The organism is Demequina sediminis (genome assembly GCF_030296675.1).
Lineage (GTDB): Bacteria > Actinomycetota > Actinomycetes > Actinomycetales > Demequinaceae > Demequina > Demequina sediminis.
On record NZ_AP027736.1, the window covers coordinates 2,317,645 to 2,343,171 of the forward strand.

27 protein-coding genes and 2 pseudogenes are annotated in these 25,527 nt (G+C 70.0%); 20 read left to right on the forward strand and 9 right to left on the reverse strand.

All coding sequences use genetic code 11. The features are described 5' to 3' along the window. The first annotated feature begins 16 nt into the window (after positions 1-16). From QUE44_RS11870 to QUE44_RS11880, 3 genes are read left to right on the forward strand one after another with little or no spacing between them, the layout of a single operon-like run. Positions 17-682: a class F sortase gene (locus QUE44_RS11870; protein ID WP_286214796.1), complete on the forward strand. Its 666-nt coding sequence runs from the start codon at positions 17-19 to the stop codon at positions 680-682. Positions 683-693: 11 nt separating this feature from the next. Continuing rightward, a complete protein-coding gene (locus QUE44_RS11875; RefSeq protein ID WP_286214797.1) occupies positions 694-1,266 on the forward strand; it encodes an RNA polymerase sigma factor in 573 nt (190 codons plus the stop codon). Next, entirely contained in the window at positions 1,253-2,029 is a 777-nt protein-coding gene (locus tag QUE44_RS11880; protein ID WP_286214798.1) for an anti-sigma factor, read from the forward strand. Before QUE44_RS11875 ends, QUE44_RS11880 begins: the two co-directional genes overlap by 14 nt. 163 nt (positions 2,030-2,192) lie before the next feature. Here QUE44_RS11880 and QUE44_RS11885 read toward each other — a convergent pair whose 3' ends face one another. Both QUE44_RS11885 and QUE44_RS11890 read right to left on the reverse strand, forming a co-directional pair. Next, complete coding sequence (locus tag QUE44_RS11885; RefSeq protein ID WP_286214799.1) at positions 2,193-2,858, reverse strand: potassium channel family protein; 666 nt, start codon at positions 2,856-2,858, stop codon at positions 2,193-2,195. After that, positions 2,851-4,221, reverse strand: a complete 1,371-nt coding sequence (locus QUE44_RS11890; protein ID WP_286214801.1) for a TrkH family potassium uptake protein — start codon at positions 4,219-4,221, stop codon at positions 2,851-2,853. The genes QUE44_RS11885 and QUE44_RS11890 overlap by 8 nt, the downstream gene beginning before the upstream one ends. Before the next feature lie 175 nt (positions 4,222-4,396). On the opposite strand from QUE44_RS11890, the gene QUE44_RS11895 reads away from it, so the two are divergent. Together QUE44_RS11895 and QUE44_RS11900 are read left to right on the forward strand one after the other, a co-directional pair. After that, positions 4,397-4,630 carry a helix-turn-helix domain-containing protein gene (locus QUE44_RS11895; RefSeq protein ID WP_286214802.1) on the forward strand — a complete coding sequence of 78 codons (234 nt, stop codon included), beginning with the start codon at positions 4,397-4,399 and terminating at the stop codon, positions 4,628-4,630. An 87-nt stretch (positions 4,631-4,717) separates the two neighbouring features. Continuing rightward, positions 4,718-4,816 carry a 30S ribosomal protein bS22 gene (locus QUE44_RS11900; protein WP_074789180.1) on the forward strand — a complete coding sequence of 33 codons (99 nt, stop codon included), beginning with the start codon at positions 4,718-4,720 and terminating at the stop codon, positions 4,814-4,816. A 91-nt stretch (positions 4,817-4,907) separates the two neighbouring features. Here QUE44_RS11900 and QUE44_RS11905 read toward each other — a convergent pair whose 3' ends face one another. Next, complete coding sequence (locus QUE44_RS11905) at positions 4,908-5,774, reverse strand: HAD family hydrolase (protein ID WP_286214804.1); 867 nt, start codon at positions 5,772-5,774, stop codon at positions 4,908-4,910. A gap of 196 nt (positions 5,775-5,970) precedes the next feature. Here QUE44_RS11905 and QUE44_RS11910 point away from each other — a divergent pair, with 196 nt between their 5' ends. The 7 genes from QUE44_RS11910 to QUE44_RS11940 are packed head-to-tail and all read left to right on the forward strand — an operon-like array spanning position 5,971 to position 11,973. Then, positions 5,971-6,207 carry a glutaredoxin family protein gene (locus QUE44_RS11910; protein WP_286214805.1) on the forward strand — a complete coding sequence of 79 codons (237 nt, stop codon included), beginning with the start codon at positions 5,971-5,973 and terminating at the stop codon, positions 6,205-6,207. A 19-nt stretch (positions 6,208-6,226) separates the two neighbouring features. Then, the gene (locus QUE44_RS11915; RefSeq protein WP_286214806.1) at positions 6,227-6,856 is read left to right on the forward strand and encodes a histidine phosphatase family protein; all 630 of its coding nucleotides are present in this window, start codon (positions 6,227-6,229) and stop codon (positions 6,854-6,856) included. After that, positions 6,853-7,428 (forward strand): TlpA family protein disulfide reductase, encoded by a 576-nt coding sequence (locus tag QUE44_RS11920; RefSeq protein WP_286214807.1) that lies wholly within the window; start codon positions 6,853-6,855, stop codon positions 7,426-7,428. Before QUE44_RS11915 ends, QUE44_RS11920 begins: the two co-directional genes overlap by 4 nt. After that, the gene (locus tag QUE44_RS11925; protein ID WP_345378589.1) at positions 7,425-8,189 is read left to right on the forward strand and encodes a cytochrome c biogenesis CcdA family protein; all 765 of its coding nucleotides are present in this window, start codon (positions 7,425-7,427) and stop codon (positions 8,187-8,189) included. The genes QUE44_RS11920 and QUE44_RS11925 overlap by 4 nt, the downstream gene beginning before the upstream one ends. Then, on the forward strand, positions 8,189-9,814 hold the full coding sequence (resB, locus tag QUE44_RS11930; RefSeq protein ID WP_286214809.1) for a cytochrome c biogenesis protein ResB: 1,626 nt from the start codon (positions 8,189-8,191) through the stop codon (positions 9,812-9,814). The genes QUE44_RS11925 and resB overlap by 1 nt, the downstream gene beginning before the upstream one ends. After that, complete coding sequence (gene ccsB, locus QUE44_RS11935; protein ID WP_286214810.1) at positions 9,811-10,845, forward strand: c-type cytochrome biogenesis protein CcsB; 1,035 nt, start codon at positions 9,811-9,813, stop codon at positions 10,843-10,845. Before resB ends, ccsB begins: the two co-directional genes overlap by 4 nt. A 3-nt stretch (positions 10,846-10,848) precedes the next feature. Then, entirely contained in the window at positions 10,849-11,973 is a 1,125-nt protein-coding gene (locus QUE44_RS11940) for a glycosyltransferase family 4 protein (protein ID WP_286214811.1), read from the forward strand. Positions 11,974-11,984: 11 nt separating this feature from the next. Here the strand turns inward: QUE44_RS11940 and QUE44_RS11945 are convergent, their stop codons facing one another. Further along, on the reverse strand, positions 11,985-12,998 hold the full coding sequence (locus tag QUE44_RS11945) for a LacI family DNA-binding transcriptional regulator (RefSeq protein WP_286214812.1): 1,014 nt from the start codon (positions 12,996-12,998) through the stop codon (positions 11,985-11,987). A 128-nt stretch (positions 12,999-13,126) separates the two neighbouring features. Here QUE44_RS11945 and QUE44_RS11950 point away from each other — a divergent pair, with 128 nt between their 5' ends. From QUE44_RS11950 to QUE44_RS11970, 5 genes and pseudogenes are all read left to right on the forward strand, one after another. Beyond that, positions 13,127-14,470, forward strand: a complete 1,344-nt coding sequence (locus QUE44_RS11950; protein ID WP_286214813.1) for an ABC transporter substrate-binding protein — start codon at positions 13,127-13,129, stop codon at positions 14,468-14,470. A gap of 35 nt (positions 14,471-14,505) precedes the next feature. After that, entirely contained in the window at positions 14,506-15,555 is a 1,050-nt protein-coding gene (locus QUE44_RS11955) for a carbohydrate ABC transporter permease (RefSeq protein WP_286214814.1), read from the forward strand. A gap of 5 nt (positions 15,556-15,560) precedes the next feature. Continuing rightward, complete coding sequence (locus QUE44_RS11960) at positions 15,561-16,451, forward strand: carbohydrate ABC transporter permease (RefSeq protein WP_286214815.1); 891 nt, start codon at positions 15,561-15,563, stop codon at positions 16,449-16,451. Continuing rightward, positions 16,448-18,713 (forward strand): annotated as a pseudogene (locus QUE44_RS11965) (beta-xylosidase/alpha-l-arabinosidase). The gene QUE44_RS11960 and the pseudogene QUE44_RS11965 overlap by 4 nt, the downstream one beginning before the upstream one ends. Continuing rightward, positions 18,710-19,858, forward strand: coding sequence for an endo-1,4-beta-xylanase (locus QUE44_RS11970; protein ID WP_286214817.1), 1,149 nt, complete (start codon positions 18,710-18,712; stop codon positions 19,856-19,858). The pseudogene QUE44_RS11965 and the gene QUE44_RS11970 overlap by 4 nt, the downstream one beginning before the upstream one ends. Positions 19,859-19,962: 104 nt before the next feature. Here QUE44_RS11970 and QUE44_RS11975 read toward each other — a convergent pair whose 3' ends face one another. Continuing rightward, a complete protein-coding gene (locus QUE44_RS11975) occupies positions 19,963-20,262 on the reverse strand; it encodes a PLD nuclease N-terminal domain-containing protein (RefSeq protein ID WP_286214818.1) in 300 nt (99 codons plus the stop codon). 31 nt (positions 20,263-20,293) lie between these two features. Here QUE44_RS11975 and QUE44_RS11980 point away from each other — a divergent pair, with 31 nt between their 5' ends. Then, a complete protein-coding gene (locus tag QUE44_RS11980) occupies positions 20,294-20,575 on the forward strand; it encodes a DUF4229 domain-containing protein (RefSeq protein ID WP_286214820.1) in 282 nt (93 codons plus the stop codon). Between the two features lie 12 nt (positions 20,576-20,587). Here QUE44_RS11980 and QUE44_RS11985 read toward each other — a convergent pair whose 3' ends face one another. Both QUE44_RS11985 and QUE44_RS11990 read right to left on the reverse strand, forming a co-directional pair. Continuing rightward, positions 20,588-21,457: a 1,4-dihydroxy-2-naphthoate polyprenyltransferase gene (locus tag QUE44_RS11985; RefSeq protein ID WP_286214821.1), complete on the reverse strand. Its 870-nt coding sequence runs from the start codon at positions 21,455-21,457 to the stop codon at positions 20,588-20,590. After that, positions 21,454-22,485 carry an AMP-binding protein gene (locus QUE44_RS11990; protein ID WP_286214822.1) on the reverse strand — a complete coding sequence of 344 codons (1,032 nt, stop codon included), beginning with the start codon at positions 22,483-22,485 and terminating at the stop codon, positions 21,454-21,456. Before QUE44_RS11990 ends, QUE44_RS11985 begins: the two co-directional genes overlap by 4 nt. Positions 22,486-22,679: 194 nt before the next feature. Here QUE44_RS11990 and QUE44_RS11995 point away from each other — a divergent pair, with 194 nt between their 5' ends. Both QUE44_RS11995 and QUE44_RS12000 read left to right on the forward strand, forming a co-directional pair. Beyond that, a complete protein-coding gene (locus QUE44_RS11995; RefSeq protein ID WP_286214823.1) occupies positions 22,680-22,997 on the forward strand; it encodes a helix-turn-helix domain-containing protein in 318 nt (105 codons plus the stop codon). Next, entirely contained in the window at positions 22,994-23,944 is a 951-nt protein-coding gene (locus QUE44_RS12000) for an integrase core domain-containing protein (protein ID WP_286214824.1), read from the forward strand. Before QUE44_RS11995 ends, QUE44_RS12000 begins: the two co-directional genes overlap by 4 nt. Here QUE44_RS12000 and QUE44_RS12005 read toward each other — a convergent pair. Together QUE44_RS12005 and QUE44_RS12010 are read right to left on the reverse strand one after the other, a co-directional pair. After that, positions 23,944-24,072, reverse strand: a pseudogene (locus tag QUE44_RS12005) (GDP-mannose 4,6-dehydratase); the annotation flags it as partial. The gene QUE44_RS12000 and the pseudogene QUE44_RS12005 sit on opposite strands and share 1 nt — an antisense overlap. 39 nt (positions 24,073-24,111) lie before the next feature. Then, positions 24,112-25,362, reverse strand: a complete 1,251-nt coding sequence (locus QUE44_RS12010; RefSeq protein WP_286214825.1) for a glycosyltransferase family 4 protein — start codon at positions 25,360-25,362, stop codon at positions 24,112-24,114. Positions 25,363-25,527 lie beyond the last annotated feature (165 nt).

A 25,527-nucleotide genomic window follows, 5' to 3' on the forward strand; every position in this document is an offset into this window, starting at 1 on the left:
TCTCAGGGAGGCCGCGATGCTGCGCATCGTCTCGATCTTCGCCGTGATGGCGCTCACCGCCTGCGCGGCGGCGAACCCGCCGGAGGCGTCTGTCCCGGCATCGTCACCCACGGCCGAGGCCGTGGCGGCGGAGCCGACCCAGGGTGAGATTCGGGCCCGCGTGATCGCCGGCGAGGTGCCGGTGGGTCCCGCGACCGTCGACAGCCTGCCGATCGCGCCGGATCCGGAGCGGCTGGTGGTCGAGTCGCTCGGGATCGACATGCCGGTGACGGACGTGGGGATCGACGAGTCCGGCGGGATGGAGCTGCCGGAAAGTGCGGGCGTCGCGGGCTGGTTCCGGCTGGGCGGCAGCCCCGCTGGTGGGCTGCGCGCCGAGGAGAACGTGGTGATCGCGGCCCACGTCGACGACTCGGAGATGGGCCGCGGGCCCTTCGCCGAACTTCGTGACGCGAAGCCGGGTGACCGCGTCGATGTCGCGCTCGAGGACGGCGAGTCGGTGGTCTACGTGGTCGATCGCGTCGAGCAGACGTCCAAGCAGGAGGTGGACTTCTCCGTGGTGTTCGGGACCGCGGAGCGCGCGCTCGTGCTGGTGACGTGTGGTGGACGCTGGGACGCCGATGTGCGACATTACGAGGACAACGTGCTCGTCTGGGCCTACCCGGAGGGCGACACGCGACCATGATGGGAACGGCGATGGCGACGGAGACGGCGGAGCGCGGCGACGCGTCCGGCGACCGCGCCCTCGACCTGGACTTCGCGGCCGGCGTGGAGGGCTCGCTCGAGGGCCTCTACCGGTCAGCCTCCGCGTTGGTCTACACGCTCGCGCTGCGCTCGCTAGGGGACGCGAGCGAGGCGGAGGACGTGACGCAGCAGACGTTTGTCGCTGCCTGGCGCGGACGCGACGGGTACGACCCCACCCGCGGCTCCGCGCGCGGATGGGTGGTGGGGATCGCCAAGCGGCGCATCGCCGATGCTCTGGCTGCCAGGGCGCGCGAGAGCAGGCGCCTCGAGGCCGTCAAGGACGAGCCCGTCGTGGCGGTCGCCGATCCCCTTGAGCGCGAGGCCGAGCGCATTATGGTGCGCGGCGAGGTCGAGAGCCTGGGACCGCCGCGATCGACCATCGTGTCGCTGGCGTTCTTCGAGGGACGCACGCACGAACAGATCGCCGAGCATCTGCGCATGCCGCTCGGCACCGTGAAGAGCCACCTGCGCCGCTCATTGATGGCGCTGAGACAAGGATTGGAGGCCGCCGATGCGTCACTGTGATGACGAGACTCTCGCCGCGATCGCGCTCGGCGAGCCTGCCGAGTCGCGCGACGCCGCGCACGTCTCCGAGTGCGCGACGTGCGCCGCCGAGGTCGCGTCGCTGCGCGAGACGGTGGCTGCGGTCTCCGGCGCCTCCGGGACCACGCTCGTGCGGCCTCCCGAGCGCGTGTGGGAGGCGATCAGCGCTGAGGTCGAGGCCCATGAGGGTCGCGAGGCTGGCTTCGCTGGTGCGGCGGGCGAGGCCGGCGGGCACGCGGGGGACGGCGCGACGGTGCTGACGCTCGACCGCCGCGGTCGCGGGTCAGCACCCGGGTCCCGCCGCGGGTCGAGCAGGCTGTTCCACCCGTGGGTGGTGGCCGTTGCGGCCGCGTCCGGAATCGTGCTCGGCGCGATCGGCGTGGGCGTGCTGGGCCCCTGGACCGAGCCCGCCGCGACCGTGGTCGCTCAGGCCGAGCTCGCCGACCTCGCGACCGAGGCGGCCGCCGGTGAGGCGCGTGTCGAGCGCCGAGCGGACGGCACGCAGGTGCTCGTGGTCGAGACTCCGTACACCGCGACCGACGCGGGAGCACTTGAGGTGTGGCTGATCGACCCCGACGTGGTGGGCATGGTGTCCCTTGGCTTCCTCACGGGGGAGCGCGGGGAGTTCGAGATCCCCGCGGGCTACGACGTCGACGCGTTCCCGATCGTCGACATCTCGATCGAGCCGCCCGATGGCGACCCGACCCACTCGGGCGACTCCATCACGCGCGGCATCCTGGGCTAGGCCAGGCGCGTGGGGCCTCCCCCACCCGCGCGTGCTGAACCCTCCCCACCTCGCCCGCGCATCGTCCCCACCCGCGCCCCGTATGGGACGCTCATGGTCGCTTTCGGGAGGTGTGAGCGCGCCATGGGACGCTCATGGTCGCCAAGCGCCCCGCACCGCGTCCCTACGGCCGCTGCGCGAAGCGCTCGAGCAGCTCACCCTCGCCCGCGACCACCAGCAGGTCCTCGGGGCCGACCATCGTGTGCGGAGTCGCGTACTCGAAGTCGCGTCCGGCGCCCTTGACGCCGATCACGTGGACGCCGTACTTGCCCTGCAGGTCGAGCTTGTCGAGCGTGAAGTGATGCGTCTCCTTGGGCGGGCGCATCTTGACGATCGTGAAGCCGTCCTCGATCTCGATGTAGTCGAGCATCTTCCCGCCCACGGAGTGCGCGACGCGCGCGCCCGCATCGGACTCGGGAAGGACCACGTGATGCGCCCCGATGCGCTCGAGGATGCGCTTGTGCTCCACCGAGGTCGCCTTGGCCCAGATCTCGGGGATTCCGATGTCCACCAGGTTGCCCGTGATGAGCACCGAGGCCTCGAGCGACGTGCCCACGCCCACCACGGCGGCCGCGAAGTCCGCCGCGCCGATCTGCTCGAGCGCGCGAGGATCCGCGCCGTCCGCCTCAACACACGGCAGCCTCTTGGACCAGCGCTCGACCACCGCCGGGTCGCGCTCGACGGCGAGCACGTCCACGTCCATCGTGTCGAGGGTGTCCGCGAGCGCGGAGCCGAAGCGGCCGAGGCCAAAGACGAGGACGCCCGAGCGGTCGGTGTCGTTGCTAGCCAATGATCGGCCTTTCTGACGGGTACCGGATGACGCGCCGGTGCCGGTTGAGCATGAGGGCGGAGGCCAGCGTGAGCGAGCCCACGCGTCCCACGTACATCATCACAATCAAGGTCATCTTCGCATCGTCGTCGATGCTCCCGGTGATGCCGGTCGACAGGCCGCACGTCGCGAACGCCGAGACAACCTCGTACAGGGAGCGATCGAGGGGGATGTCGGTCTGCCACATGAAGATTGCCGTGCCGAGGAGCACGACCCCGGCGCTTGCGAGGGTGATCGCCACGGCGACGCGCAGGACCTCGGTGCCGACTCGCTTGCCGAACGCCTCCATGTCGCGGCGGCCGCGAGCCTCGGCCCACGCCGCGAGCACCAGCACCGCGAGGGTCGTGACGCGGATTCCTCCCGCGGTGCCGCCCGAACCGCCACCGATGAACATCAGCACGTCCTCGAGCAGCCAGGTCTGTTCACGCGCGAGCCCGATATCGAATGATGCGAATCCACCCGAGCGCTGGTTGATCGACTGGAAGAATACGTTTCCGATGGTCTGCGCTGTGCTCGCCGATCCCAGCGTGAGCGGGTTGGACCACTCGAAGAGCGCGAGCAGGCCGGCGGAGAGGAACGACAGTACGGCGATGGTGACGAGAGTGAGCTTCGTGTGCAGGGTCCACTTCGAGGGGCGTCGCTCGCGCAACAGGTTGAGGTAGACCGGATACCCGAGCGCGCCGATCAGGACGCCGAGCCCGATGGGCACGAGCATCCACAGGTCCCCCGAGTAGGGGTAGAGGCCCACGGGGTCAGGAGAGAACCCTGCGTTGTTGAACGACGAGACCCCGTAGAAGAGTGAGTAGCCCACGGACTTGTGCCAGCCGTAGTCGAGGGTCAGGAAGCGGGGGATAAGCACCGCGGCGATCGTGAGCTCGACGGTGGTCGACACCACGACGACCGTGCGGAGGAGTGAGCCGAGATCGCCGAGCCCTGAGGCACGGCTTTCATCCGCTGCCAGGAGTCGCTGTGTGAGGCCGATCCTGCGGGAGATCGCGAGGCCCGCAAGCGAGGCGAGCGTCATAATGCCGAGTCCGCCGACCTTGACCGCGACCCCAACGATCGCGAGCCCCCAGGGCGACCAGAAGGTGCCCATGTCGACGGTGCTGAGCCCGGTCACACAGACCGCCGAGGTCGCGACGAACAGCGCGTCCATGAAGGGTGCACGCTCGCCGTCCGCCGTGGCGGCGGGAAGCGACAAGAGCCCCGCGAAGATCAGGATCGCCAGGGCGAATCCGCCCAGCGTGAGCCGGGCGGGGGACTCGAGCGCGACGCGATCGAACCAGGCGCGGAAGCGGTCGCGCGCCGTGCGCAGGCTCTCCATCCGTCTCCCTGTTCCGGGGGCCAGGCGGCTCCCCTGCGTCCGCGCGCGAGCGCGGTGTCACCCCACATCATCGACAGGTTTCCCACACTTCACAACTGTCACTTCTGCCCCTACAGTTGAAGAAGCTTCAGGCCGATAGATGCGCCAGACGCTTTCGAAGAGGGACGAGACGATCATGGCCGACACACCCCGCACGACGTTTCTCACCGTGGCCGAAGTGGCCGACATGGTGAGGGTGTCGCGCATGACGGTGTACCGCTGGGTGCACGCGGGCGAGCTGCCTGCCGTGCGGTTCGGGCGTTCGTTCCGCGTGCCGCAGCAGGCGGTCGAGCAGTTCATGGAGCAGGCCGCCCTCGCAGGCGGCATTCCGGTCGAGGATGACGGCAGGGCCACGGGCACGGTAGGCTAGGCCCTTGTCTGTCGCGTCCGGCGCGGCCTGGACGCCGGCGTGCCGAGGTACGCTCCGCAAAAGCTGCAATCGAATGAGGTAGGTTCCGTGGGATCCATCATCAAGAAGCGTCGCAAGCGCATGTCGAAGAAGAAGCACCGCAAGCTGCTTCGCAAGACGCGTCACCAGCGCCGCAACAAGAAGTAGAGCCTCGCGCTCCGACGCCCGTCTCGCCACCCGGCGGGGCGGGCGTTCTTGCGTTCCCAGGTGCGCGCGTCGGCAGCGGGACGATGCGCGGCTACAGTTCGCGCGACTCGTCCGGGTGGGCGGTGGTGGGCGCTGCGGCCGGCCGGCGCAAAATCCCACGGACGAGAGCACGGAGCGCGTTCTTGATTCCGCGCGTCACCTGAATCGTGACCCACGCGGCACCCGTGACCGAGGATTTCACGATCCCGCGACGGCCGTGCTTGTTGCGCTTGCGGAACTCGCGGATCGGCCAGCCCTGCTCGTGCGCGAGGCGGCGCATGCGGGGATCGGGGTTGATCGCGCACGGGTGGCCGACCGTCGAGAGCATCGGGCCGTCATTGACGGAGTCTCCGTAGGCATGGCTGGCGGCGAGGTCGATCCCGCGCTCCGCCGCGAGGCGCTCGACGGCATCGGCTTTGCGCGGGCCGTGCAAGAAGTCGCCCTCGAGGCGGCCCGTGTAGTGGCCGTTGACGTGCTCGGCGACCGTGCCGAGCGCCCCGGTCGCCCCAATCCTGCGCGCGAGCATGCGCCCGATCTCGATGGGGGATGCCGTCACCAGCCACACCTCGTGACCCTGGGCGAGGTGCTCGTCGATGATCTCCTTAGTGCCGGGGAAGACGCGGCTCGCGAGGAGCTCGTCGTAGACCTCCTCGCCCACCGCGGTCATCTCCGCGACGGACCAGCCGCGGATGATGCCGAGTCCCTGGCTGCGGACCCTGTCCATCTGCTCCTTGGACTCGCCGAACAACACGTAGGAGGCCTGCTCATAGCCGAGCTTGAGGATGTCGCGAAACGTGAAGTAGTCGCGCTGCCACAGGCCGCGCGCGATGTGGAAGGCACTCGCACCGCGGATCACCGTGTTGTCGACGTCGAAGAACGCCGCGACCCGGGGAGCGGTGCTGGCGGCATCGGAGGTCACTCGTCAACTCTACCCACCGCCATCTCCGCGGCTCCGCCACACCGCGACCGCGGCATCGTCCCCTCATCCCCGCCGCGAGCGCCGACACGCCGACGACACGCCCAGCACCGTGTGGCGGAGCCGCGAATTCGTGTGGCGGAGCCGCGGGGGAGGGGGCATGCCGGGGCAGAGAGCCGCAGCCGCCTAGGCTGAGGCCATGCCCACCCGCGTGATGCTCTACACCCGCCCCGGCTGCCACCTGTGCGAGGACGCGCGCGGCGTGGTCGAGGCGACGTGCGCCGCGCTGGGCCAGGACTGGCTCGAGATCAACGTCGATTCCGACCCCGATCTCAAGGAGCGCTACGGCGACGAGGTGCCGGTCGCGACGGTCGACGGAGAGGTCGTGGGCTTCTGGCACATCGATCCCGAGAGGCTGCGCTCGGCACTTGTGTAGGTGGGAGACAATAGGCGTCATGCCCCGCGTCCATGTCCTGCGCCATGGCCACGTGCACAACCCGGATGGTGTGCTCTACGGCCGGCTTCCCGAGTTCCGCCTGTCCGACACCGGAGAGCGCATGGCACAGGCCGTCGCGGACCACCTGGTGGCCGCGTCCGAGCCGGTGGGCCGCGTGGTCTCCTCGCCGCTGCTGCGCGCTCAGCAGACCGCCGCGCCGGTCGCGGCCGCGTACGGGCTCGAGATCGCGACGGACGACCGCCTGATCGAGGCAGACAACGCCTTCGCGGGCGGGCCCACCCCCACACCGCTCGCCCTCGCGCACCCGCGCCACTGGTGGCTGCTGCGCAACCCGTGGAGGCCGTCGTGGGGCGAGCCCTACCGCGAGCAGGCCGCGCGCATGCGCGCCGCGATCGTCGACGCCGCCGCCGCGAACCCCGACTCCGCCACGGTGCTCGTGAGCCACCAGCTGCCCATCTGGGTCGCGCGCATCGACGCCGAGGGCCGCTCGTTCCTCCACGACCCCCGCTCGCGCCAGTGCGCGCTTGCGTCCCTCACGAGCTTCGACGTCGACCTCGCACCGGACGCCCCCCGCGTCACCTTCGCGGGTTACTCGACGCCCGCGGCGCACATCGGGGTCCCCCGATGAGCCGCACCGCACGGCTCGCGGTGCTCGCCGCGATCGTGCTCGCGATCGTGCTCACCCTCGCGGCGTGCGCGCCGGGCGAGGCGCCCGAATCCCCCGGGTACGTGTCGGGTGACGGCACCGTGACGGTGCTGGGCGGTGAGGGCGATCCCGTCGCTCTCGCGGGGACCGCTTTCGACGGCAGCGAGGTCGACATCGCGGACTTCCGCGGCCAGGTGGTGCTCATCAACACGTGGTACGCAGCGTGCCCGCCGTGCCGCGCCGAGGCGCCCGCGCTCGCCGAGATCGACGCGCGCGACGACGTCCAGATCGTGGGCGTCAACGGCAGGGACGATGCCCCGACCGCCGAGGCCTTTGAGCGCACCTTCGGCATCACGTATCCGAGCATCGACGACTCGAACGGCGCGGCCACCGCCGCTCTCCAGGGAATCGTCGCGATGAACGCGGTTCCGACCACGCTCGTGCTCGACACCGAGGGGCGGCTGCATGCGCGGATCATCGGCACGGTCGATGAGTCCACGCTGCGTTCGCTGATCGACGAGGCCGCCGGATCGGCGAGCGAGGCCGCCGCGTGAGCGGGCTTGCCCTCGACGGCTCGTTCGCCGGCATCGCGCTGTCGGGGTCGATGCTGCTCGCGGTGCTCGTCGCGATCCTCGCCGGGCTCGTGAGCTTTGCCTCGCCGTGCGTCGTGCCGCTCGTGCCCGGGTACCTGGGCTACGTGTCGGGTATGGCCGGCGCGGGCGGGACGGGCAAGACCTCGCGGCCCAAGCTCGTCGCGGGTGCCGTGCTGTTCGTGCTGGGCTTCTCGGCGGTCTTCGTGACGCTCGGATTCCTTGCCTCGTCTCTGGGCGCCGCACTCACCCCGTACCTCACGATCATCACGCGCGTGCTCGGCGTGATCGTCATCCTGCTGGGCTTCGCCTTCATGGGCGCGATGCCGTTCCTGCAGTCCGAGAAGCGCCTTCACGTGAGTCCCACCGCGGGCCTCGCGGGCGCCCCCGTGCTGGGTGTCGCGTTCGGGCTCGGCTGGACCCCGTGCATCGGCCCCACGCTTGCCGCGGTGTTCACGCTCAGCCTGTCCGAGGCGACCCAGGGACGCGGGGTCGCGCTCGCGGTCGCGTACTCTATCGGACTCGGCCTGCCGTTCATCCTGCTCGCGGTGTTGTTCGAGCGCTCGGGCCGGGTGTTGGGCTGGCTGCGACGCTGGCGGCTGCCGCTCATGCGCGCGGGCGGGGCGATGCTCATCGTGTTGGGCGTGCTGCTCGTGACGGGGCTGTGGGAGCGCCTCACGGGGCTGCTGCAGGGCTGGATCGACGGCTTCTGGGTGGCGGTCTGATGGCGCGCCTCAAGCTCGACAACTACGTGGTGCCCGAGGCGCCGCGGCTGGGCGTGCGTGGGTGGCTGCGATGGATGTGGCGCCAGGTCACGAGCATGCGCGTGGCGATCATCCTGTTGGTGCTGCTCGCGCTCGCGTCCATTCCGGGATCGGTGCTGCCGCAGTGGCCTCAGGATGCCGCCGCCACGCGCGGCTTCATCGCCGCCAACCCGTTCTGGGGTCCGCTACTCGACACGCTGGGCTTCCTCGACGTGTTCGGCTCGGCGTGGTTCACCGCGATCTACCTGCTGCTCTTCGCGTCGCTGATCGGCTGCATCACGCCCCGCACGCTCCACCACTGGCGCGAGCTGCGCCGTCCGGTCGCCGCGACCCCGCGCCGCCTCGACCGCTACGCGTCGCGTGGTCCCGTCACCGTGTCGGTCTCGGCGGACGATGCCGCGGCACGGGTGGGTGCGCACCTGCGCCCCCGCGCGGGCTGGCTGGGCGCCCTCACGGGCTACCGTGTGCGCATCGACCGTCGCGAGCGCGCGGACGGCACCCCCGAGGTGGCGCTCGCGGCCGAGACGGGCCACGTCCGCGAGGTCGGCAACCTGGTCTTCCACGCGGCCCTCGTGGGTGTGCTGCTCGCGATGGGCGCCGGCTCGCTGCTCACGTATCGCGGCCAGGCGATCATCGTCGAGGGACGGTCCTTCACGAACGCGGTGGTCGCCTACGACACCTTCGACGCGGGGCGGCTGTTCAACCCCGCGTCGCTTGACCCCTTCACGCTGCGCCTCGACACCTTCGACGCGGTCTTCGACGATGCGGGCCGTGCGCTGGACTTCACCGCGCACGTGACCTACACCGCGCCCGGTGCCGATCCGGTGGCCGCAGAGGTGGCGGTCAACTACCCGCTCGAGGTCAACGGCGCGAAGGTCTACCTGCAGGGCAACGGCTTCGCCCCGGTGATGACCGTGCGCGACCCCGCCGGCGAGGTCGCGTTCTCGGGACCCGTGCCGTTCCTCCCGCAGGACGCGGTGTACACGTCCTCGGGAGTCATCAAGGCGCCCGACGTGACGGTGGGCGAGCAGCTGGGCTTCAAGGCCACGCTCTACCCGAGTGCGGTGGAGGGACCGTTCGCGATCGGCTCGGTGCATCCCGACCCCGCCAATCCCGTCATCACGATGCTCGCCTTCGAGGGCGACCTGGGTCTCGACGAGGGCGTGCCGCAGAACGTGTACCGGCTCGACGAGTCGCAGTTGAGCCCCGTGCGCGGCGACGACGGCCAGCCGCTCACGCTGCGCCTCGCGCTGGGCGACACCGTCGAGCTGCCGAGCGGCGCGACCGTCTCGTTCGAGGAGCTGCCGCGGTTCGTGGCGCTCGATTTGCGCGCGGATCCGTCGCTGCCGTGGCTGCTCGTGGCCGCGGTGCTCACGCTCGCGGGCCTCGCGACGTCGCTGTTCGCGTCGCGCCGGCGGCTGTGGATGGTCGCGCGTGAGGTCGACGGAACTACAGTGGTGACCGGCGCCGCGCTCGCGCCGGCCCACGACACCGCCGTGATGGAGGCCCTCGAGCGCGCGCTCGCGGTGGCGTCGGGTGGGGAGCCGGACGCCGCGCGTGACCCAGGGGAGAGGGAGCACCAATGAACGTCACCGATCTGAGCGTGATGGCGCTGTGGGGAGCGGCGACGCTCTACGCGATCGCCATGGTCGCGCACGCGATCCGCCTCGCGCGCGTCGCCGATCAGCGCGCGGCCGCGCGGGTCGCGGTCGCGGCCGGGAGCGCCGCGTCCTCCGCGGAAGCCTCCGCGGGTGAGACGGGAGACGCGCCCGCTCCGGCATCGTCCGTCCGCACCGGACGCGCGTCCGTCGCCAAGCCGGCGGGCATCGCCCGATCGACCACCCTGGTGGGCGCCGTGTTGCACGGCGTGGGCCTGATCGCGCGCGGAATCGACGCCGGCCACGCGCCATGGTCGAACATGTACGAGTACACGATCTCGGGCTCGTTCTTCGCGGTCGCCGTCTTCCTCATCGTGCAGCGCCGGCGCGACATCGCGTTCCTCGGCGCAGGTGTCACGGGGTTTGCCACCGTCGCTCTCGGCATCGCGCTGACCGTGTTGTACGCGGACGTGAGCCCGCTGCCGCCCGCTCTCCAGAGCTACTGGCTGGTCATCCACGTGTCGATCGCGGTGCTCGTGACCGGCATCTTCATCGTGTCCTTCATCGCGACCGCGCTGCAGCTCATGCGCGACTACCGCGAGGAGGGCGAGCTGCCCGTCGAGGGTGGCCCGGTACGCCGCGCGTGGCGCCGCTGGCACAACCTGCTCGCGCGCTCGTACGACCGCGCGCGGTGGCTTGAGGCCGTGCCCTCCGCGACGTCGCTTGAGGCGCTGTCCTTCCGCCTCAACGCCGTGGGCTTCGTGCTGTGGACCTTCACGGTCATGGCGGGCGCGGTGTGGGCCGAGCACATCTGGGGCCGCTACTGGGGCTGGGATCCCAAGGAGGTGTGGAGCTTCGTGATCTGGGTGCTCTACGCCGCCTACCTGCACGCCCGCACCACGCAGGGATGGGCGGGGCGCCGCAGCGCGTGGCTCGCGATCGCGGGATTCGTGGCGCTCATCATGAACTTCACCGTGGTGAATCTCTACTTCCAGGGGCTGCATACCTATGCGGTTTGACGCATGAAGATTGCGCTGGTGCTAGACGACTCGATCGATCGCCCCGACGGGGTGCAGCAGTACGTCATGACGCTTGCGGGCTTCCTCATGCGTGCCGGGCACGAGGTGCACGTGCTGTGCTCCGAGGCGGCGGACCGCTCGGACGTCACGGTGCACTCGCTCGCCCGCAATGTGGGTGTCACGTTCAACGGCAACGGCCTGCGCGTGCCGAGGCCCACGTCGCGCCGCGCGATCCGCGCGCTACTCGAGGCCGAGCGCTACGACGTCATCCACGTCCAGACCCCCCACTCGCCGCTGTTCGCGGCGCGCGTGGTCGACGAGGCACGCAGGCTGCAGGCGCGCTCGGTGCGCATCGTGGGGACCTTCCACATCCTTCCCGACTCGCGGGTCGCGGAGTGGGGAACGCACGCGCTGGGACGCGCACTCGCGCGCAACCTACGTAAGTTCGACGCGTTCTGCGCGGTGTCGGCGCCCGCTGCCGCGTTCGCCGGTCGCGCGTTCGGGATCGCTCCGCGTGTGATCCCCTGTCCCGTCGACGTGAGTCGCTTCGCCGCCGAGGCCGCCGCGCGCGTGCCGGCGCCCGGCGAGGACGGGCGGCTGGTGGTGTCCTTCCTGGGCCGGCTGGTCCCGCGCAAGGGCGTGCTCGAGCTGCTGGGGGCGGTGGCGCTGCTGCCGGGCGAGGTGCGTGAGCGGATCGAGCTGCGTATCGGGGGCAAGGGTCCCCTCGCCGATGCGGTCGCCGAGGAGGTCGCAGAGCTGGGGCTCGAGCGCGTGGCGCTGCTTGGGTTCGTCGCGGAGGAGGACAAGGCGGCCTTCTACGCCGATGCCGACATCGCGGTCTTCCCCGCGACGGGAGGCGAGAGCTTCGGGATCGTGCTGGTCGAGGCGATGGCGTCGGGCGCGGGCGTGGTGCTGGCGGGGGCCAACCCCGGCTACCTCTCGGTGATCGGGCCGCGACCCGAGGTGAGTGTCGACGCCGCGGACGACGTCGCGTTCGCCGCGGCACTCGAGCGGCTCGTGCGCGACGCCGAGCTGCGCGCGGAGCTGCACGCCGAGCAGGCCGAGCACGTGCGTCAGTTCGACATCCAGCGCGTGGGTGCGCAGGTGCTGGAGTTGTACGGAGCCTAAGCCGGCGCTCGCTAGGAAGCGGGCGGTGCGGTAGACGCTGGCGGTGCCGTCGAGTCGCGCACCGTCAGTGTCGTGTCCATGCGCACGTGCTGCTCGCACGTGCCGCCCCTGACCATCGTCAGCAGCATCGACATCGCCTCCGCTCCCATCGCTTGGAGAGGCTGCCGCACGGTGGTGAGCGGCACGGGGGCGGCGACCGCCTCGGGGATGTCGTCGAAGCCGACGATCGACACGTCGCCCGGAACTGACAGCCCCATGTCGAGAGCGACGTCCATCGCGGCGAGCGCCGTCGTGTCGTTGGCGGCGAAGATCGCGGTGGGGCGATCGGGCAGGCTCAGCATGGACTCCGTGGCGTGGGCCGCGAGGTCGGGCTCGTAGCTCGTCTCCACCGCGAGGTCCTCGTCGATCGGGACGCCCGCGGCCTTCATCGCGGCGCGGAAGCCCTCCTCGCGCCTGCGGCCCGAGTCGAGGTCGTGGCGACCGCCGAGGAAGGCGATCCTGCGATGTCCCAGGTCGAGCAGGTGCTCTGTCGCGGTGTACGCGCCACCGAAGTTGTCGGAGTCGACGGTGGGGAGGGAGGACGGGCCGTAGTGCGGGTCGATCGCCACGACGGGCACGCCGGTCGCGGTGTTGAGGACCGTGGGCGTGACCAGTACCGCTCCGTCGATGAGCGTGCCGGCGAGCCGCGCGAGGGAGCGCCGCTCCCAGCCGTGGCCGTGGCCGCCGGAGTGCGCGAGCAGCTCATATCCGCTGTTCTCCGCCCCGGTCCATGCGCCCTTGAGGAGCTCGGCCGCGAAGGGCTCGAAGCCACCCACCAGGATGCCGAGGACGTTGGTGCGCTGTCCGCGCAGACCCGCGGCGGAGAGGTTGCCCGCGTAGCCGAGGTCGTCGATGACGCCCTGGACGCGGGCCATGGTGTCCTTGGACACGCCGTAGCGGCCATTGACCACCTTGGATACGGTGGCGACCGACACGCCCGCGATGCGGGCGACGTCGGCAAGCTTCACCCGGGCGACAGGTTCCATGGTTCGCACTATAGCGATTCACGCGATCCCGTTGCGAAAACGTTATCGATAACGATTGACGTGCCGGGCGCGAAGGTGCCACACTCACCACTGTTCGGCTTGAGTCAACGGAGACGAAAGGGGAAATCATGGCGAACATGCGACGGGTCACCGCAGGGGTGGCGATCGCAGCATCCATGGCGCTGCTTGCAGCGTGCAGCTCGAACGAGGAGCCCGAGGGCGGCGCGACCAGCGGCGCAACGGGAGGGGCCGCCGAGCCCGTCACTCTCACCTGGTGGCACAACGGCGTCGCCGGTGATTCCGGTGAGAACTCGATGGGCGACTACTGGGACAAGGTGGCGGCCGACTACATGGCGGCCAACCCGAACGTCACCATCGAGATTGAGCAGATTCAGAACGAGGACCTCCAGCGCACCCGCATTCCCACCGCGCTGCAGTCGGGCGATGCCCCGGACCTCTTCCAGCAGTGGGGCGGCGGCGAGATGGCCGCTCAGGCCGAGGCCGGCTACCTCATGGACCTGTCCGACGTGCTGGCGGATGACATCGAGCGCCTCGGCGGCGGTGTCGCTCCGTGGCAGGTGGGCGAGGTCACGTACGGCCTTCCGTACCAGTTCGCGGTCGAGGGCATCTGGTACCGCAAGTCGCTGTTCGAGCAGGCGGGCATCACCGCCGAGCCGACCACGATGGACGAGCTCGCCGACGCGGTCGACAAGCTGAAGGCCGCCGACATTACGCCGATCGCGGTGGGTGCGGCCGACGGCTGGCCGGCTGCTCACTGGTGGTACAACTTCGCGCTGCGCTCGTGCTCGCAGGACGTGGTGGCCGCGGCCGGCACGACCCTCGACTTCAGCGACCCGTGCTGGCTTGACGCCGGCACGCAGCTCGAGGAGTTCATCGCCACTAAGCCGTTCCAGGACCAGTTCATGTCGACCGTCGCGCAGGTGGGTGCCACGTCGTCCGCCGGCATGGTGGCCAACGGCACCGCGGCGATGGAGCTCATGGGCCAGTGGAACTACTTCGTGTACCAGGGCTTCACGGACGGATCGGACGAGGCCAACCAGGCCCTGCTCGACGACCTCGACTGGTTCCCGATGCCCGCCACAGATGGCGGTGCGGGTGACCCGAGCGCGGCGATGGGTGGTGGCGATGGCTTCTCGTGCTACGTCGACGCTCCCGCCGAGTGCGCTGACTTCCTCGCCTACATCGTGAGCGACGACGTCCAGCGTGGCTACGCCGAGGCCGTGGGTGGCCTGCCGGTTGCTCCGGCTGCCGCCGACGCCATCGCCTCCCCTGTTCTCCAGGAGATCGCCCAGACCACCAGCAGCGCGGCCTACGTGCAGCTGTGGATGGACACCCTCCTCGGCCCGAACGTGGGCGGCGCCATGAACGACGGCATCGTCAACATCTTCAACGGCACGGGCGACGCCCAGGGCGTTGTCAACGCGATGATCGCCGCCGCGGCGACTGCCTGATCCACTCTCGAGACCCAAGAAAGCGAGGCTCCCTGGTGACTGCACTGGAGGCCTCGGGTCGCAGCACGGTCCCCGCCGTCGACGCGCAAGCGTCGGCGGCGGGGCCGCGCCCGGTGACCCCTGCAACTGATCACCCGCGCCGTGACACGGTGCGCAAGTGGGCGGAGATCGCCCTCTTCGTGGGACCCGCGCTGGTCCTGTTCCTGACCTTCGTGGTCTACCCGGTCGTCTCGGCGGCCCGGTTCAGCCTCTACAAGTGGAACGGCGTGTCGCAGTTCTCCGACGCCGAGTTCATCGGCTTCGAGAACTACGCGCGAGCCCTCTTCGGTGGCACGGACCCCGCCACGCAAGAGGCGTTCGTGACGGCCTACTCCGAGCCCTTCTGGCAGGCACTGAGCCACAACTTTGCGATCATCTTCCTGTCGATGGCGGTCCAGTTGCCCATCGCACTGCTGGTCGCCCTCACGCTGAACCGCAAGTTCCGCGGCCGCGCCTTCACGCGCGTCGTGATCTTCGCTCCCTATGTGTTGAGCGAGGTCATCGCCGGAATCATGTGGTTGATCATCTTCGACCCCAACGGCATCGCCACCGAGTTCATGCAGTCGATCGGACTCGACTCGCCCGCGGGTGGATGGCTCGAGGACCCCACGTGGGGCTTCTGGACCGTGTTCTTCATCATCACGTGGAAGTACGTGGGACTGGCGATCATCCTCTTCCTCGCGGGACTGTCCGGAGTGAGCGAGGACCTCCAGGAGGCCGCCGCGATCGATGGCGCCAGCTGGTGGCAGATCCAGTGGCGGATCAACATCCCCCTGATCGGCCCCACGATCCGCATCTGGGCGTTCCTGTCGATCATCGGCTCGATTCAGCTCTTCGACATGGTGTGGGTCCTCAACCGAGGCGGCACCGCGGGGCAGTACTCGACCATCGCCAGCTACATGATGGAGATCGGCTTCTTCCGCGCGGACTGGGGCTATGGCTCCGCGATCGCCGTGATCATGTTCATCCTCTCCTTTGTCATCGCGCTGGCCTACATGGCGACCATCCTGCGACGCGACAACGCTCACCCCCGAAAGGCCAGGTAACGGCGATGGCTGTCGACCTGAACACGCGTACCGAGACGCCGCGCTCGACCGGGCGCACCCGCCGTCGCGGCGGCCTGCTCCCCGAGGGCTCGACCTACGTCGCGATCGGCATCGCGCTCGTCGGTGTGGGCCTCACGTTGGGCCCGATCCTCTACCTCATCCTGGGCGGATTCCGCACGCAGGGCGACCTCGCGGCGAACCCGACGGGTCTGCCCGACCCATTCATGTGGCAGAACTACTGGGACATCCTGTCCAAGCCGATGTTCTGGCGCCAGCTGCTCAACTCGACGCTGGTCGCGGTGGCCACCACCGCGGGAGTCGTGCTCTTCGGCACGATGGCCGCGTATCCGCTCGCGCGGTATTCGTTCAAGGCCCGCGAGTTCATCTTCGTGATCTTCACGACCGGCCTGATGTTCCCGCTCACCGTCGCGGTGCTGCCGCTGTACCTGCTGCTGCGCGACATGGGCATCTCGGGCCTGTGGGGACTCGTGATCCCGCAGATCGCCTTCGGCTTGCCGGTGACCATCATCATCCTGCGCCCGTTCCTCGCGGCCCTGCCCAAGGAGCTCGAGGAGGCGTCGTTCATGGACGGCATCTCGCGCATCGGCTTCTTCTGGCGGATGCTGCTCCCGCTCGCGCGTCCCGCGATGGTGACGGTCGGCGTGCTGGCGTTCATCGGCTCGTGGAACGCGTACCTGCTGCCGCTGCTGCTGCTCACGGGCGACCCGAGCGGCATGACCCTGCCGCTCGGTGTGACCACGTTCCAGGGCCAGCACTCCGCGGCGACCACCATGATCATGGCGTACACGTCGCTCGCAATGCTGCCCGCGCTCGTGTTCTTCCTGCTCATGGAGCGCAGGATCGTGGATGGCCTGACCGGCGCGGTGAAGGGATGACGGCCGTCGCATCCGCCGCCGTCAGCTCGCGCGTCGCGGACCTCGTGTCGCGCATGACGCTCGAGGAGAAGCTCGCGCAGATCACGGGATTCTGGGAGGACGAGAAGGGCGACGTGGTCGCCCCCTGCAGGGGAGGTGTCCGTCACCGGCGGCCTCGAGGAGGCCACCGCGCACGGCATCGGCCACTTCACCCGCATCTACGGGACCACTCCGCTGGACGCCGATGCCCGGGCGGCGACGCTGTGGGAGCGCCAGCGGGCGCTCGTGGAGGGCACACGGCTGGGCATCCCCGCGATCGTGCACGAGGAGATCCTCACGGGTCTGTCCGCGTGGAAGGCCGCGACGTACCCCGGTCCGCTGACGTGGGGCGCCGCGTTCGATCCCGAGCTCGTGGCCCGCATGGGCGCACTGATCGGCCGTGACTGCCGCGCGCTCGGCGTGCACCAGGGGCTTGCGCCCGTGGTGGACGTGGTCCGCGACCCCCGCTGGGGGCGGGTCGAGGAGTGCATCGCGGAGGACCCGTACCTCGTGGGCGAGCTCGGAACCAGCTATGTCGAGGGCGTGCAGTCCGAGGGCGTGCACGCGACCCTGAAGCACTTCGTGGGGTACTCCGCGTCGCGGTCGGGCCGCAACTTCGGCCCCGTGTCGATGGGTCCGCGCGAACTGCGCGACATCATGATGGTGCCGTTCGAGATGGCGGTCATCGACGGCGGCGTGAAGTCCGTCATGCACGCGTACACCGAGATCGACGGGATGCCCACCGCGGCGGACCCGACGCTGCTTGAGGGCGTGCTGCGCGACGAGTGGGGCTTCGATGGCGTGGTGGTGGCCGACTACTTCGGCGTCGCCTTCCTGCACCTGCTCCACGGGATCGCCGAGGACCTGTCCGAGGCGGCCGCGCTCGCGCTCACCGCGGGCATCGACGTCGAGCTGCCCACGGGTGACGCGTACCTCGCGCCGCTCGCGGCTGCCGTGCGGTCGGGACGCGTTCCCGAGGCGCTCGTCGACCGCGCCGTCGGCAGGATCCTCGCGCAGAAGGAGCAGTTGGGGCTGCTCGACGAGCGCTTCAACGGTCCGTCTCCCACCGGCGTCGAACTCGACGGTCCCGAGCACCGCGAGGTGGCGCGACTGTTGGCCGAGCGAGGCATCGTGCTGCTCAGCAACGACGGCACGCTGCCGCTGGGGGAGGACGGCTGTCCTTCCATCGCGGTGATCGGCCCGAATGCGGATCGCTACCAGGCGATGTTTGGCTGCTACTCGTTCGCCAACCACGTGCTCGACAAGCGTCCCGGGACGGAGCTGGGCCTCGAGGTCCCGACCGTTCTCGAAGCGCTTCGCTCCGAGATGGGTGGCGCCACGTATGCGCGCGGCTGCGAGGTCCAGGGCGATGACCGCTCCGGCTTCGACGAGGCCGTCGCGGCGGCCCGCGAGGCGAGCGTGGCCGTCATGGTCATGGGCGACCAGGCGGGGCTGTTCGGGCGTGGAACCTCGGGCGAGGGGTGTGACACCGACTCGCTCGAGCTTCCGGGAGTCCAGCGCGAACTCATCGAGGCCGTGCTCGAGACCGGCACGCCGGTCGTGTTGGTGCTGGTGACGGGCCGGCCGTACGCCGTCGGCTGGGCGCTCGAGCGCTGTGCCGCTGTGGTGCAGGCGTTCTTCCCTGGCGAGGAGGGTGCGCGCGCGATCGCGGGCGTGCTGTCGGGCCGGGTCAACCCCTCGGGGCGGCTGCCGGTCAGCATCCCGCGGTCGACCGGGGCGCAGCCGTTCACGTACATCCACCCCCGCCTCGGCGCGGACTCGGACGTGACGAACCTGTCCTCCGTGGTGCCCATGACCTTCGGTGAGGGGCTGTCGTACACGACGTTCGCCTACGAGGGCCTCGAGGTGGCCGATGCCGCGACGGACGGGGCAATCTCGCTCGCCGTCACGGTGCGCAACACCGGGCAGCGCCAGGGTGACGAGGTGGTGCAGGTCTACGCACGTCAGCGCAGGGCCTCGGTCACGCGTCCGCTCGCGCAGCTCGTGGGATTCGCGCGCGTGCCGCTCGAGGCGGGTGCGAGCGTCCGGGTCGAGTTCGACATTCCGGCCGCGCGGCTCGCATTCACGGGCAGGGACCTGGTGCGATCGGTCGAGCCCGGTGACGTCGAGCTGTGGGTGGGCACGCCGCGCATCCGGCATGCCGAGGGCGTGGTGAGCCTCGTGGGGGAGCGGGTGGCGGCGACGCGGGAGTCCCGCCGCCGCACGCTCTCGCGCGTGCGATGACTCCAGCGCCTCACCCCCGCCGGGGCGCCGCGACCGTCCGTCTCACGGACGCGACCGGCGCCCCGGCGGCGCACGAGCCAGTGCTGGTCGAGCAGCGATCGCACGCGTTTGGGTTCGGCTGCACCGCCTTCGAGCTCATCCCGGGAGGCGCGGCCGCGGATCCCGCGCACACCGCGCGCGAGGCCGCGCAGTGGCTCGCGGTGTTTAACCGCGCGACGCTCCCGTTGTACTGGCGCTGGTTTGAGACGGTGCCGGGACGGCCGGACACGCATCGCATCGCGGCCACCGCGCGCTGGCTGCGCGGGCATGGCGTGCGCGTCAAGGGGCACCCGCTGCTCTGGCACACGCTCGCCCCCGAGTGGCTGCTCGGGCGGTCGGAGCGTGACGTCGAGAACACGGTGCGCGCGCGGATCGCCCGCGACGCCGCGGCCTTCTCGGGGATCATCGAGGAGTTCGACGCGATCAACGAGGCCGTGATCCTGCCCGTCTTCACGGCGGAGGACAACGCGATCACCGAGCTGGCGAAGGCACGCGGACGGGTCGAGGTGGTGCGGCTCGCGTTCGAGACGGCGCGCGCCGCGAACCCGTCGGCACGCCTGGTGCTCAACGACTTCAACCTCAGTGCCGAGTACGAACTCCTCATCGAGGAGTGCCTGGCCGCGGGCATCGAGATCGACGCACTGGGGCTGCAGACCCACATGCACCAGGGCTATCGCGGAGCCGAGCAGGTCACCGAGATCCTCGACCGGTTCGGCCGGTTCGGGTTGCCGCTGCAACTAACCGAGACCAGCCTGGTGTCGGGCGCGCTCATGCCTGCCGAGATCGTCGACCTCAACGACTACGTGGTCGACGCGTGGCCGTCCACGCCGGAGGGTGAGGAGCGCCAGGCGCGCGAGCTTGAGGCGCACTATCGCGCCGTATGGGACCACCCGGCCGTCGAGTCCATCACGTGGTGGGGTCTCCAGGACCGCGGCCAATGGCTTGATGCTCCCGCCGGGCTCATTCGTGCCGACGGCACGCCCAAGCCCTCGTACGACGTGCTCCGCGACCTCGTGACGCGCGAGTGGTGGAGCGGTCCGGCGGCCGCGGTGACCGATGCCGACGGCAACCTTCGGATCGAGGGCGCCGCGGGGAGTACCGCGTGACGTGGTCGGGCGGCGAAGTCGACGTCGACGTCGACGTTGTCGCGCACGCGGCGCACCACGCGGCTGGCGCGACTGCCGACGCGACCGCCAGCACGCTCGGCTAGTTACCGGCCCTGTTCCTCGCCGCTCTGGCGGCGCCTGCGTGCCTGATCGCGCAGCCACGCGAGGTACTCCGGGTCGTCGTCCGGCGCGCTGGGTCGCGTGCGCCCCTGCGTGGGCTGGTCCGGATAGAACTTGCTCAGCACGATCCAGGCTCCGGCACCGAGGATGGGCACCACGACGATGATGACGGCCCAGCCCCACTTGGGGACGCCGTAGGGCGCCTTGTCGGGACGCTGGGTCATGTCCGCGAGCGCGTAGATCACGAGGCCCACATAGAGCAGCACGGGCAGGTAGCGGAGCATCGATCAAGTTTACGCCGGGTACCGTGGAGCCATGAGCGTTGTCGCGTACTGGGGTGCCCGCACGGGCATCTTCCTCGTCGTCCTCGGGGTGCTGTGGGCCGTGAACTGGCGGGACGTGATTGCGTTCTTCGCCGCGTTCATCGTGGCCTGGCTGTTGTCGTACATCGCGCTGCCGGGACTGCGTCAGCGCGCGGCGGTGCAGATGGATGGGTGGATCAACCGCTCCGAGAAGGGACTGCGGGAGCTCGATGCCGAGGAGGACTCGGAGATCGGGGCAGACGGCGCGTCGGACGCCGCGCCCGACCACCGCTGATCGCGCAGCTCGCTAGAGCGCGATGCCCATCGCGAGGAGGAGCCCGTAGGCGAGCCCCACGCCGCTGATGCCGCGGAACATCACGCCGAAGTTCGCGCCCGACGCCCCCATGCGCATCCCGAGCGCGATGATCACGGCGGGCAGCGCGACCATCGTGGCGAGCAGCGCCCACGGGTGAGCGAAGGCCACCACGACGGCGAGTCCGATCGGCAGGGTCACGGACGCCGCGAAGAGCTGGCGCGCGCGCACCTCGCCCACCTTGACGGCGAGCGTGCGCTTGCCGGCGAGGGCGTCCGTCGCGAGGTCGCGGATGTTGTTGACCAGCAGGAGCGAGACGGCGTAGAGCCCCACGCCCGCCGATGCCGCCGCAGCCCACCACGTCACCGTGCCGGCCTGTGTGAGCATCGTTCCCAGGGTCGCGACCGGTCCGAAGAAGATGAAGACGCTCACCTCTCCCCAGCCGTCGTATCCGTAGGGCCGGGACGAGCCCGTGTAGGTCCACGCGGCCACGATCGCGACCGCACCCACCGCAAGGAGCCACCACGGTCCCGCGACCACGACGAGCGCCAGGCCCAGCACCGCTCCGACCGCGAACGAGAGGTACGCGGCGCGCTTGACCGAGGACGGCAGCGCCTTGCCCGACGCGACCAGCCGCTCGGGGCCGATCCTGTCGATGTCGGTGCCGCGCACCCCGTCCGAGTAGTCGTTGGCGTAGTTCGAGCCCACCTGGAGGGCGAGCGCGACGCCGAGCGCGAGGACCGCGGGCAGCAGGCGGAAGCCGCCGATCGCGATGGCTGACGCCGTTCCCACGATCACGGGCACTGCCGCGGTCCACAGCGTGCGTGGGCGGGCGCCCGCGATCCAGTCGGCGGTGGTGGTCATCGATCCTCCTGTTGCGCCAGCCTCCGGGCGGCGGGCCGGTCCATCTTCCCACCCGGGGTGCGGGGCAGGCGCGCGACCCGGATGATGCTCCGCGGCCTCTCGTAGCGCTCCAGGGTGTCGAGGGCTGCGGCCAGTGCGTCCGCGTCGATGTCGCCCTCGACTACCGCGACCACGCGCTCGCCCCAGTCGGGGTCGGGCACACCGACCACGGCCGCCGCCGCGGCTCCCGCGCGCTCGATCGCGAGCTCGACGCGCTGCGGATGGACCTTGACGCCGCCGGTGTTGATGACGTGGTCGGCGCGGCCGAGCACGCGAAGCCGTCCGCCGGACAGTTCGCCCAGGTCGCTCGTGACGAACCAGCGGGTGCCGTCGCGCTCCCGAAAGTCGGAGGCGTCGCCGTCAGCGTAGCCGAGCGCCAGGGTGGGCCCCGACAGCCAGATGCGCCCGTCGGCGTCGACCCGAACCCCGACGCCGTCGAGCGGAATGCCGTCGTAGACGCAGCCGCCCGTGGTCTCGGACATGCCGTAGGTGGTCACGACGTTCGCGGGGGCGTCCGGCTCGGTCAGGGCGGCGCCGCCCACCAGGACGTTGTCGAAGGTGGCGAGTGCTGCGCGCCCCTCGGGATCCGAGAGGAGGCGCCTGAGCTGGGTGGGCACGAGCGAGACTCGGCGCGGGCCGGAGTGGGGCATTGCGGCGGCGGCGCTCGCGAATGCGGATGCCGTGAAGGGGCCCGCTGGCATGGTCGCTAGTGCGGTGCCCGCGAGGATCGCGCGGGCGATGACCATCGCGCCGCCGATCCGCGTGGGAGGGAGTGCGAGGAGCCACGACGCGGTCGCCGCAGGGTCTGAGTCGCCCGCCAGTCGGGCGGCGGTGAGTGCGGCCGATGCACGGATCGCGGCCGCGCTCACGAGCACGTCGCGTGGGGCTCCGGTCGAACCCGACGTGGGGACGATGATTCCCTCGGACCGACCCTCGCGGGCCTCGGTCAGGGCGCGATGCGGGTCCCGGTCGAGGCGCGCGTAGCTCACCGCTCCAGCCTAGGCGGTGCCACGCGTGGCAGTGTCGTGCCGCGGCGCACTCATGCGGCTTGTGGTGGTGCTTGGGGTGGGTGGAGGTCGAGGGCTCGTTTGCCTCCCAGGATGGGGGTGCGGGTGGGGTCGACCTGTCGCGCGTCAGACTTAGTGGCAGGGCTGTTAGTTGAGTCCTGAACGGAGAGTCAGTCATGGGAAGACCCCCGCAGATCCCCGCGGAGAAGAAGACCAGGATCGTCCTGGCAGTGCTGGCCGGCGAGTTGTCGATTGCTGAGGCGGCCCGTAAGGAGAAGGTCTCGGAGCAGTCGATCGGCCGCTGGAAGGCCGACTTCCTCGAGGCCGGCAAGAGCGCCCTCACATCGGGCCGCTCGGGTCCGTCAACACGCGAGCAGCAGCTTGAGGCTGAGGTCACGGAGCTGACGCAAGCGCTGGGTGAGGCGGCGGTCGAGATCCGGGTGTGGAAGAAGTCCGCGGAGGGCCGCTTGGGCCCTTCACGGACCTCGAGATGATCCGCGTAGAGGCGGGCATGTCGACCTCGAGGTTCTGCGAGATCTTCGACATGCCCGAGCGGACGTGGCGGCGTTGGCAAGCGCGTGCTCGTGGCGGCGAGCAGGTGAAGGGGCCGTGGCCGCAACCCGCGCGCACCGCCGTGCGTGAGCATGTCGTGGCGCACGCGACCGCGCATCCGGCGTGGGGGCACCGCAAGATCTGGGCGATGGTGCGCCACGACGGCGTGCGCACGTCCGAGGCGACCGTGCTGCGCACGCTTCGCGCCGAGGGACTGCTGCTGCCCGCCCACTACCAGCGGGAACGCAAGCAGCTCGCGCAGCGACGCAAAGCGGCGTTCGCGACCGAACCGACGGGGCCGAATCAGGTGTGGCAGCTGGACTTCAGCGAGTTCGAAACCACCGCCGGCGGCACGTGGCGCATCGCCGCCTGCCGCGACTACTGGTCCAAGTTCGAGTTCGACGCTCACGTGTCACCGAGTGCGAACATGTACGACGCCATCGCCGCCGTCGAGAAGGCCCTCGCGGAGGCTGAAGCGATGCTCGGCCGGCCGCTGCGCGATCTGGCGGTGGAGGACCCCGAGACGGGTCTGTTGATCCCGGTGGTGACGATCGTGACGGACAACGGCGGACCGTTCCGGTCGTTCACGTTCGAGGCGTTCATCGCCGCCCATCCCGAGCTGTGCCACGTCCGCACCCGCGTCCGCACGCCGGGCCAGAACGGCTCGCGCGAGCGCGGCTTCGGATCGATGAAGTACGAGTGGCTGTACCGCCACGAGATCGACGACGCCCTGGACCTCGTCGACCAAATCGACGCGTACCGCGCCGACTACAACCACGTGCGATCTCACGAGGCGATCGCCTGGAACCGGCCCGCCGAGGTCCACCAGGGGCTGGCAGACCCGACCATCCCCACCTTTGAAACCGAAGAAATCCTGCCAACTACTTGACGCGGGACATTGAAGGTGGAAGCCCGACGGATCAAGCCATGGACCTCATACCCCTTGCTCAGCAGGAGCTCGGCGAGGTAGCTGCCGTCCTGGCCCGTGATACCGGTGATGAATGCCTTCTCGGCCACGTCGGTTCCCCCATGTGTCGGTGTGGTCGTGAGTTCCGCTCAGGAGGCCAGGGTACCGGGCGCAGTTTTCCGCTGGGTTACTACGTCCAGAACTTCGAGCCATGACTTGATCGCGGCATCCTCCGACAGGTGAGAGCGCCAGTACGCGGCACCTGCCAAGGCGGCGGCATCCAGTGCGTCCGAGTCCTCGAGGTACTCCAATGCCGCGTCGAGCAGGCCGTGAGGATCGCCGGACGGAGTGATCCGGCCAGCCTGCGACTCCCTGAGGATGCCTGCAACGATTCCCTCGGGATCCACCGCGGCGAGCACTGGCCGCTCCGCTGCGAAGTACGACGTCAACTTGGACGGCGCCGCCATCTCCTTGACCCCGGGGAGCTCATTCACCAGCAGGACGTCCGCTGCCGCCAGCGCGTCGGGGAACAACTCATCCGATAGCGGGTCGATGAATCGCAGGGTGGGTGCGCCGTCCGCGAGCGACTCGAGCTCGGCGCGCTCGGCGCCGTCGCCCAACAGAATGAACTGGACATCGTCGCCGCGTTGGTGGGCGAGGCGCGCGGCCTCGACCACAGTCGTGAGGCCCTGCTTGCGACCCATGTTGCCGCTGTGGAGGACGATGCGCGCCGCCGGGTCCCACCCAAGCCTTGCCCGTGCATCGTCCCGGCGCCGGGGCGAGGGCGACACGTGCGACCAATTGCGGATCACGAAGGTGCGATCGGGATCGGCGCCCAGGTCGCGGATCATGCGCTCGCGCATGGCCGGATGGATGGCGACGACCGCGTCGGCGTGCTTCAAGAGCCACCGCTCGACCGTCTTGGCGATGCGGACAGCGATGCTCGAGCCCTCGCCGGTCTCCATCATTCCGTGGGTGTAGAGGTCCTGTACCCACACCGCGTGGGGGATGCGCCGTGGGAATCGCAGACGCACCGCACAGAGCGCAGATGCGAACAGCGCCGGGGAGACCAGGATCGCGGCGTCGGTGCGGCCCCAGGGCGAGTTCATCTGGTGCAACCCGAAATGAAGCTCCGAGAGCAGCCGCTTGAGGCCGCGCGGCGGGTTCGGGATCCAGTGGGCAACGCGGCGCAGATCAACCCCCTGGTCCTCGGACCGCGCGTACAGACCGGGGTACTCTGCATACCGCGACCACTGGGGGTAGTGGGGGAAGCCGGTCACGGCCGTCACCCCGCTGTTCTCCACCAATCGGCGTGCGAGAGCGGTGGTGTACGGGGCGTTGCCGGTGGGCTCGGGCGAGTAGTTCAGTGCGAGGAGAGTCACATTGCGCCCGGATGCCACGCCGCTACTCTACCGATGTAAATGAGCACGTCGTACTAAAATTTAGCGCTCGAGGTCGGTGCGCGATGCCATCCTCCGTGCGCCGCTGGGTGGCCTCGGCACAATGTGTAGGTCCCCGCATATTATTCGTGTACGAACACCCGGCCCATTGACAGGACAAACCGG

Coding starts and splice junctions, on each gene's coding strand:
- QUE44_RS11975 (WP_286214818.1), bottom strand. CDS start 20,262: ATGCTCCGCTACCTGCCCGTGCTGCTCTATGTGGGCCTCGTGATCTAC.
- QUE44_RS11920 (WP_286214807.1), top strand. CDS start 6,853: ATGAGCCGCACCGCACGGCTCGCGGTGCTCGCCGCGATCGTGCTCGCG.
- QUE44_RS11960 (WP_286214815.1), top strand. CDS start 15,561: ATGGCTGTCGACCTGAACACGCGTACCGAGACGCCGCGCTCGACCGGG.
- QUE44_RS11980 (WP_286214820.1), top strand. CDS start 20,294: ATGAGCGTTGTCGCGTACTGGGGTGCCCGCACGGGCATCTTCCTCGTC.
- QUE44_RS11870 (WP_286214796.1), top strand. CDS start 17: ATGCTGCGCATCGTCTCGATCTTCGCCGTGATGGCGCTCACCGCCTGC.
- QUE44_RS12000 (WP_286214824.1), top strand. CDS start 22,994: ATGATCCGCGTAGAGGCGGGCATGTCGACCTCGAGGTTCTGCGAGATC.
- QUE44_RS11985 (WP_286214821.1), bottom strand. CDS start 21,457: ATGACCACCACCGCCGACTGGATCGCGGGCGCCCGCCCACGCACGCTG.
- QUE44_RS11970 (WP_286214817.1), top strand. CDS start 18,710: ATGACTCCAGCGCCTCACCCCCGCCGGGGCGCCGCGACCGTCCGTCTC.
- QUE44_RS11895 (WP_286214802.1), top strand. CDS start 4,397: ATGGCCGACACACCCCGCACGACGTTTCTCACCGTGGCCGAAGTGGCC.
- QUE44_RS11940 (WP_286214811.1), top strand. CDS start 10,849: ATGAAGATTGCGCTGGTGCTAGACGACTCGATCGATCGCCCCGACGGG.
- QUE44_RS11945 (WP_286214812.1), bottom strand. CDS start 12,998: ATGGAACCTGTCGCCCGGGTGAAGCTTGCCGACGTCGCCCGCATCGCG.
- QUE44_RS11910 (WP_286214805.1), top strand. CDS start 5,971: ATGCCCACCCGCGTGATGCTCTACACCCGCCCCGGCTGCCACCTGTGC.
- QUE44_RS11880 (WP_286214798.1), top strand. CDS start 1,253: ATGCGTCACTGTGATGACGAGACTCTCGCCGCGATCGCGCTCGGCGAG.
- QUE44_RS11950 (WP_286214813.1), top strand. CDS start 13,127: ATGGCGAACATGCGACGGGTCACCGCAGGGGTGGCGATCGCAGCATCC.
- QUE44_RS11890 (WP_286214801.1), bottom strand. CDS start 4,221: ATGGAGAGCCTGCGCACGGCGCGCGACCGCTTCCGCGCCTGGTTCGAT.
- ccsB (WP_286214810.1), top strand. CDS start 9,811: ATGAACGTCACCGATCTGAGCGTGATGGCGCTGTGGGGAGCGGCGACG.
- resB (WP_286214809.1), top strand. CDS start 8,189: ATGGCGCGCCTCAAGCTCGACAACTACGTGGTGCCCGAGGCGCCGCGG.
- QUE44_RS11875 (WP_286214797.1), top strand. CDS start 694: ATGGCGACGGAGACGGCGGAGCGCGGCGACGCGTCCGGCGACCGCGCC.
- QUE44_RS11995 (WP_286214823.1), top strand. CDS start 22,680: ATGGGAAGACCCCCGCAGATCCCCGCGGAGAAGAAGACCAGGATCGTC.
- QUE44_RS11915 (WP_286214806.1), top strand. CDS start 6,227: ATGCCCCGCGTCCATGTCCTGCGCCATGGCCACGTGCACAACCCGGAT.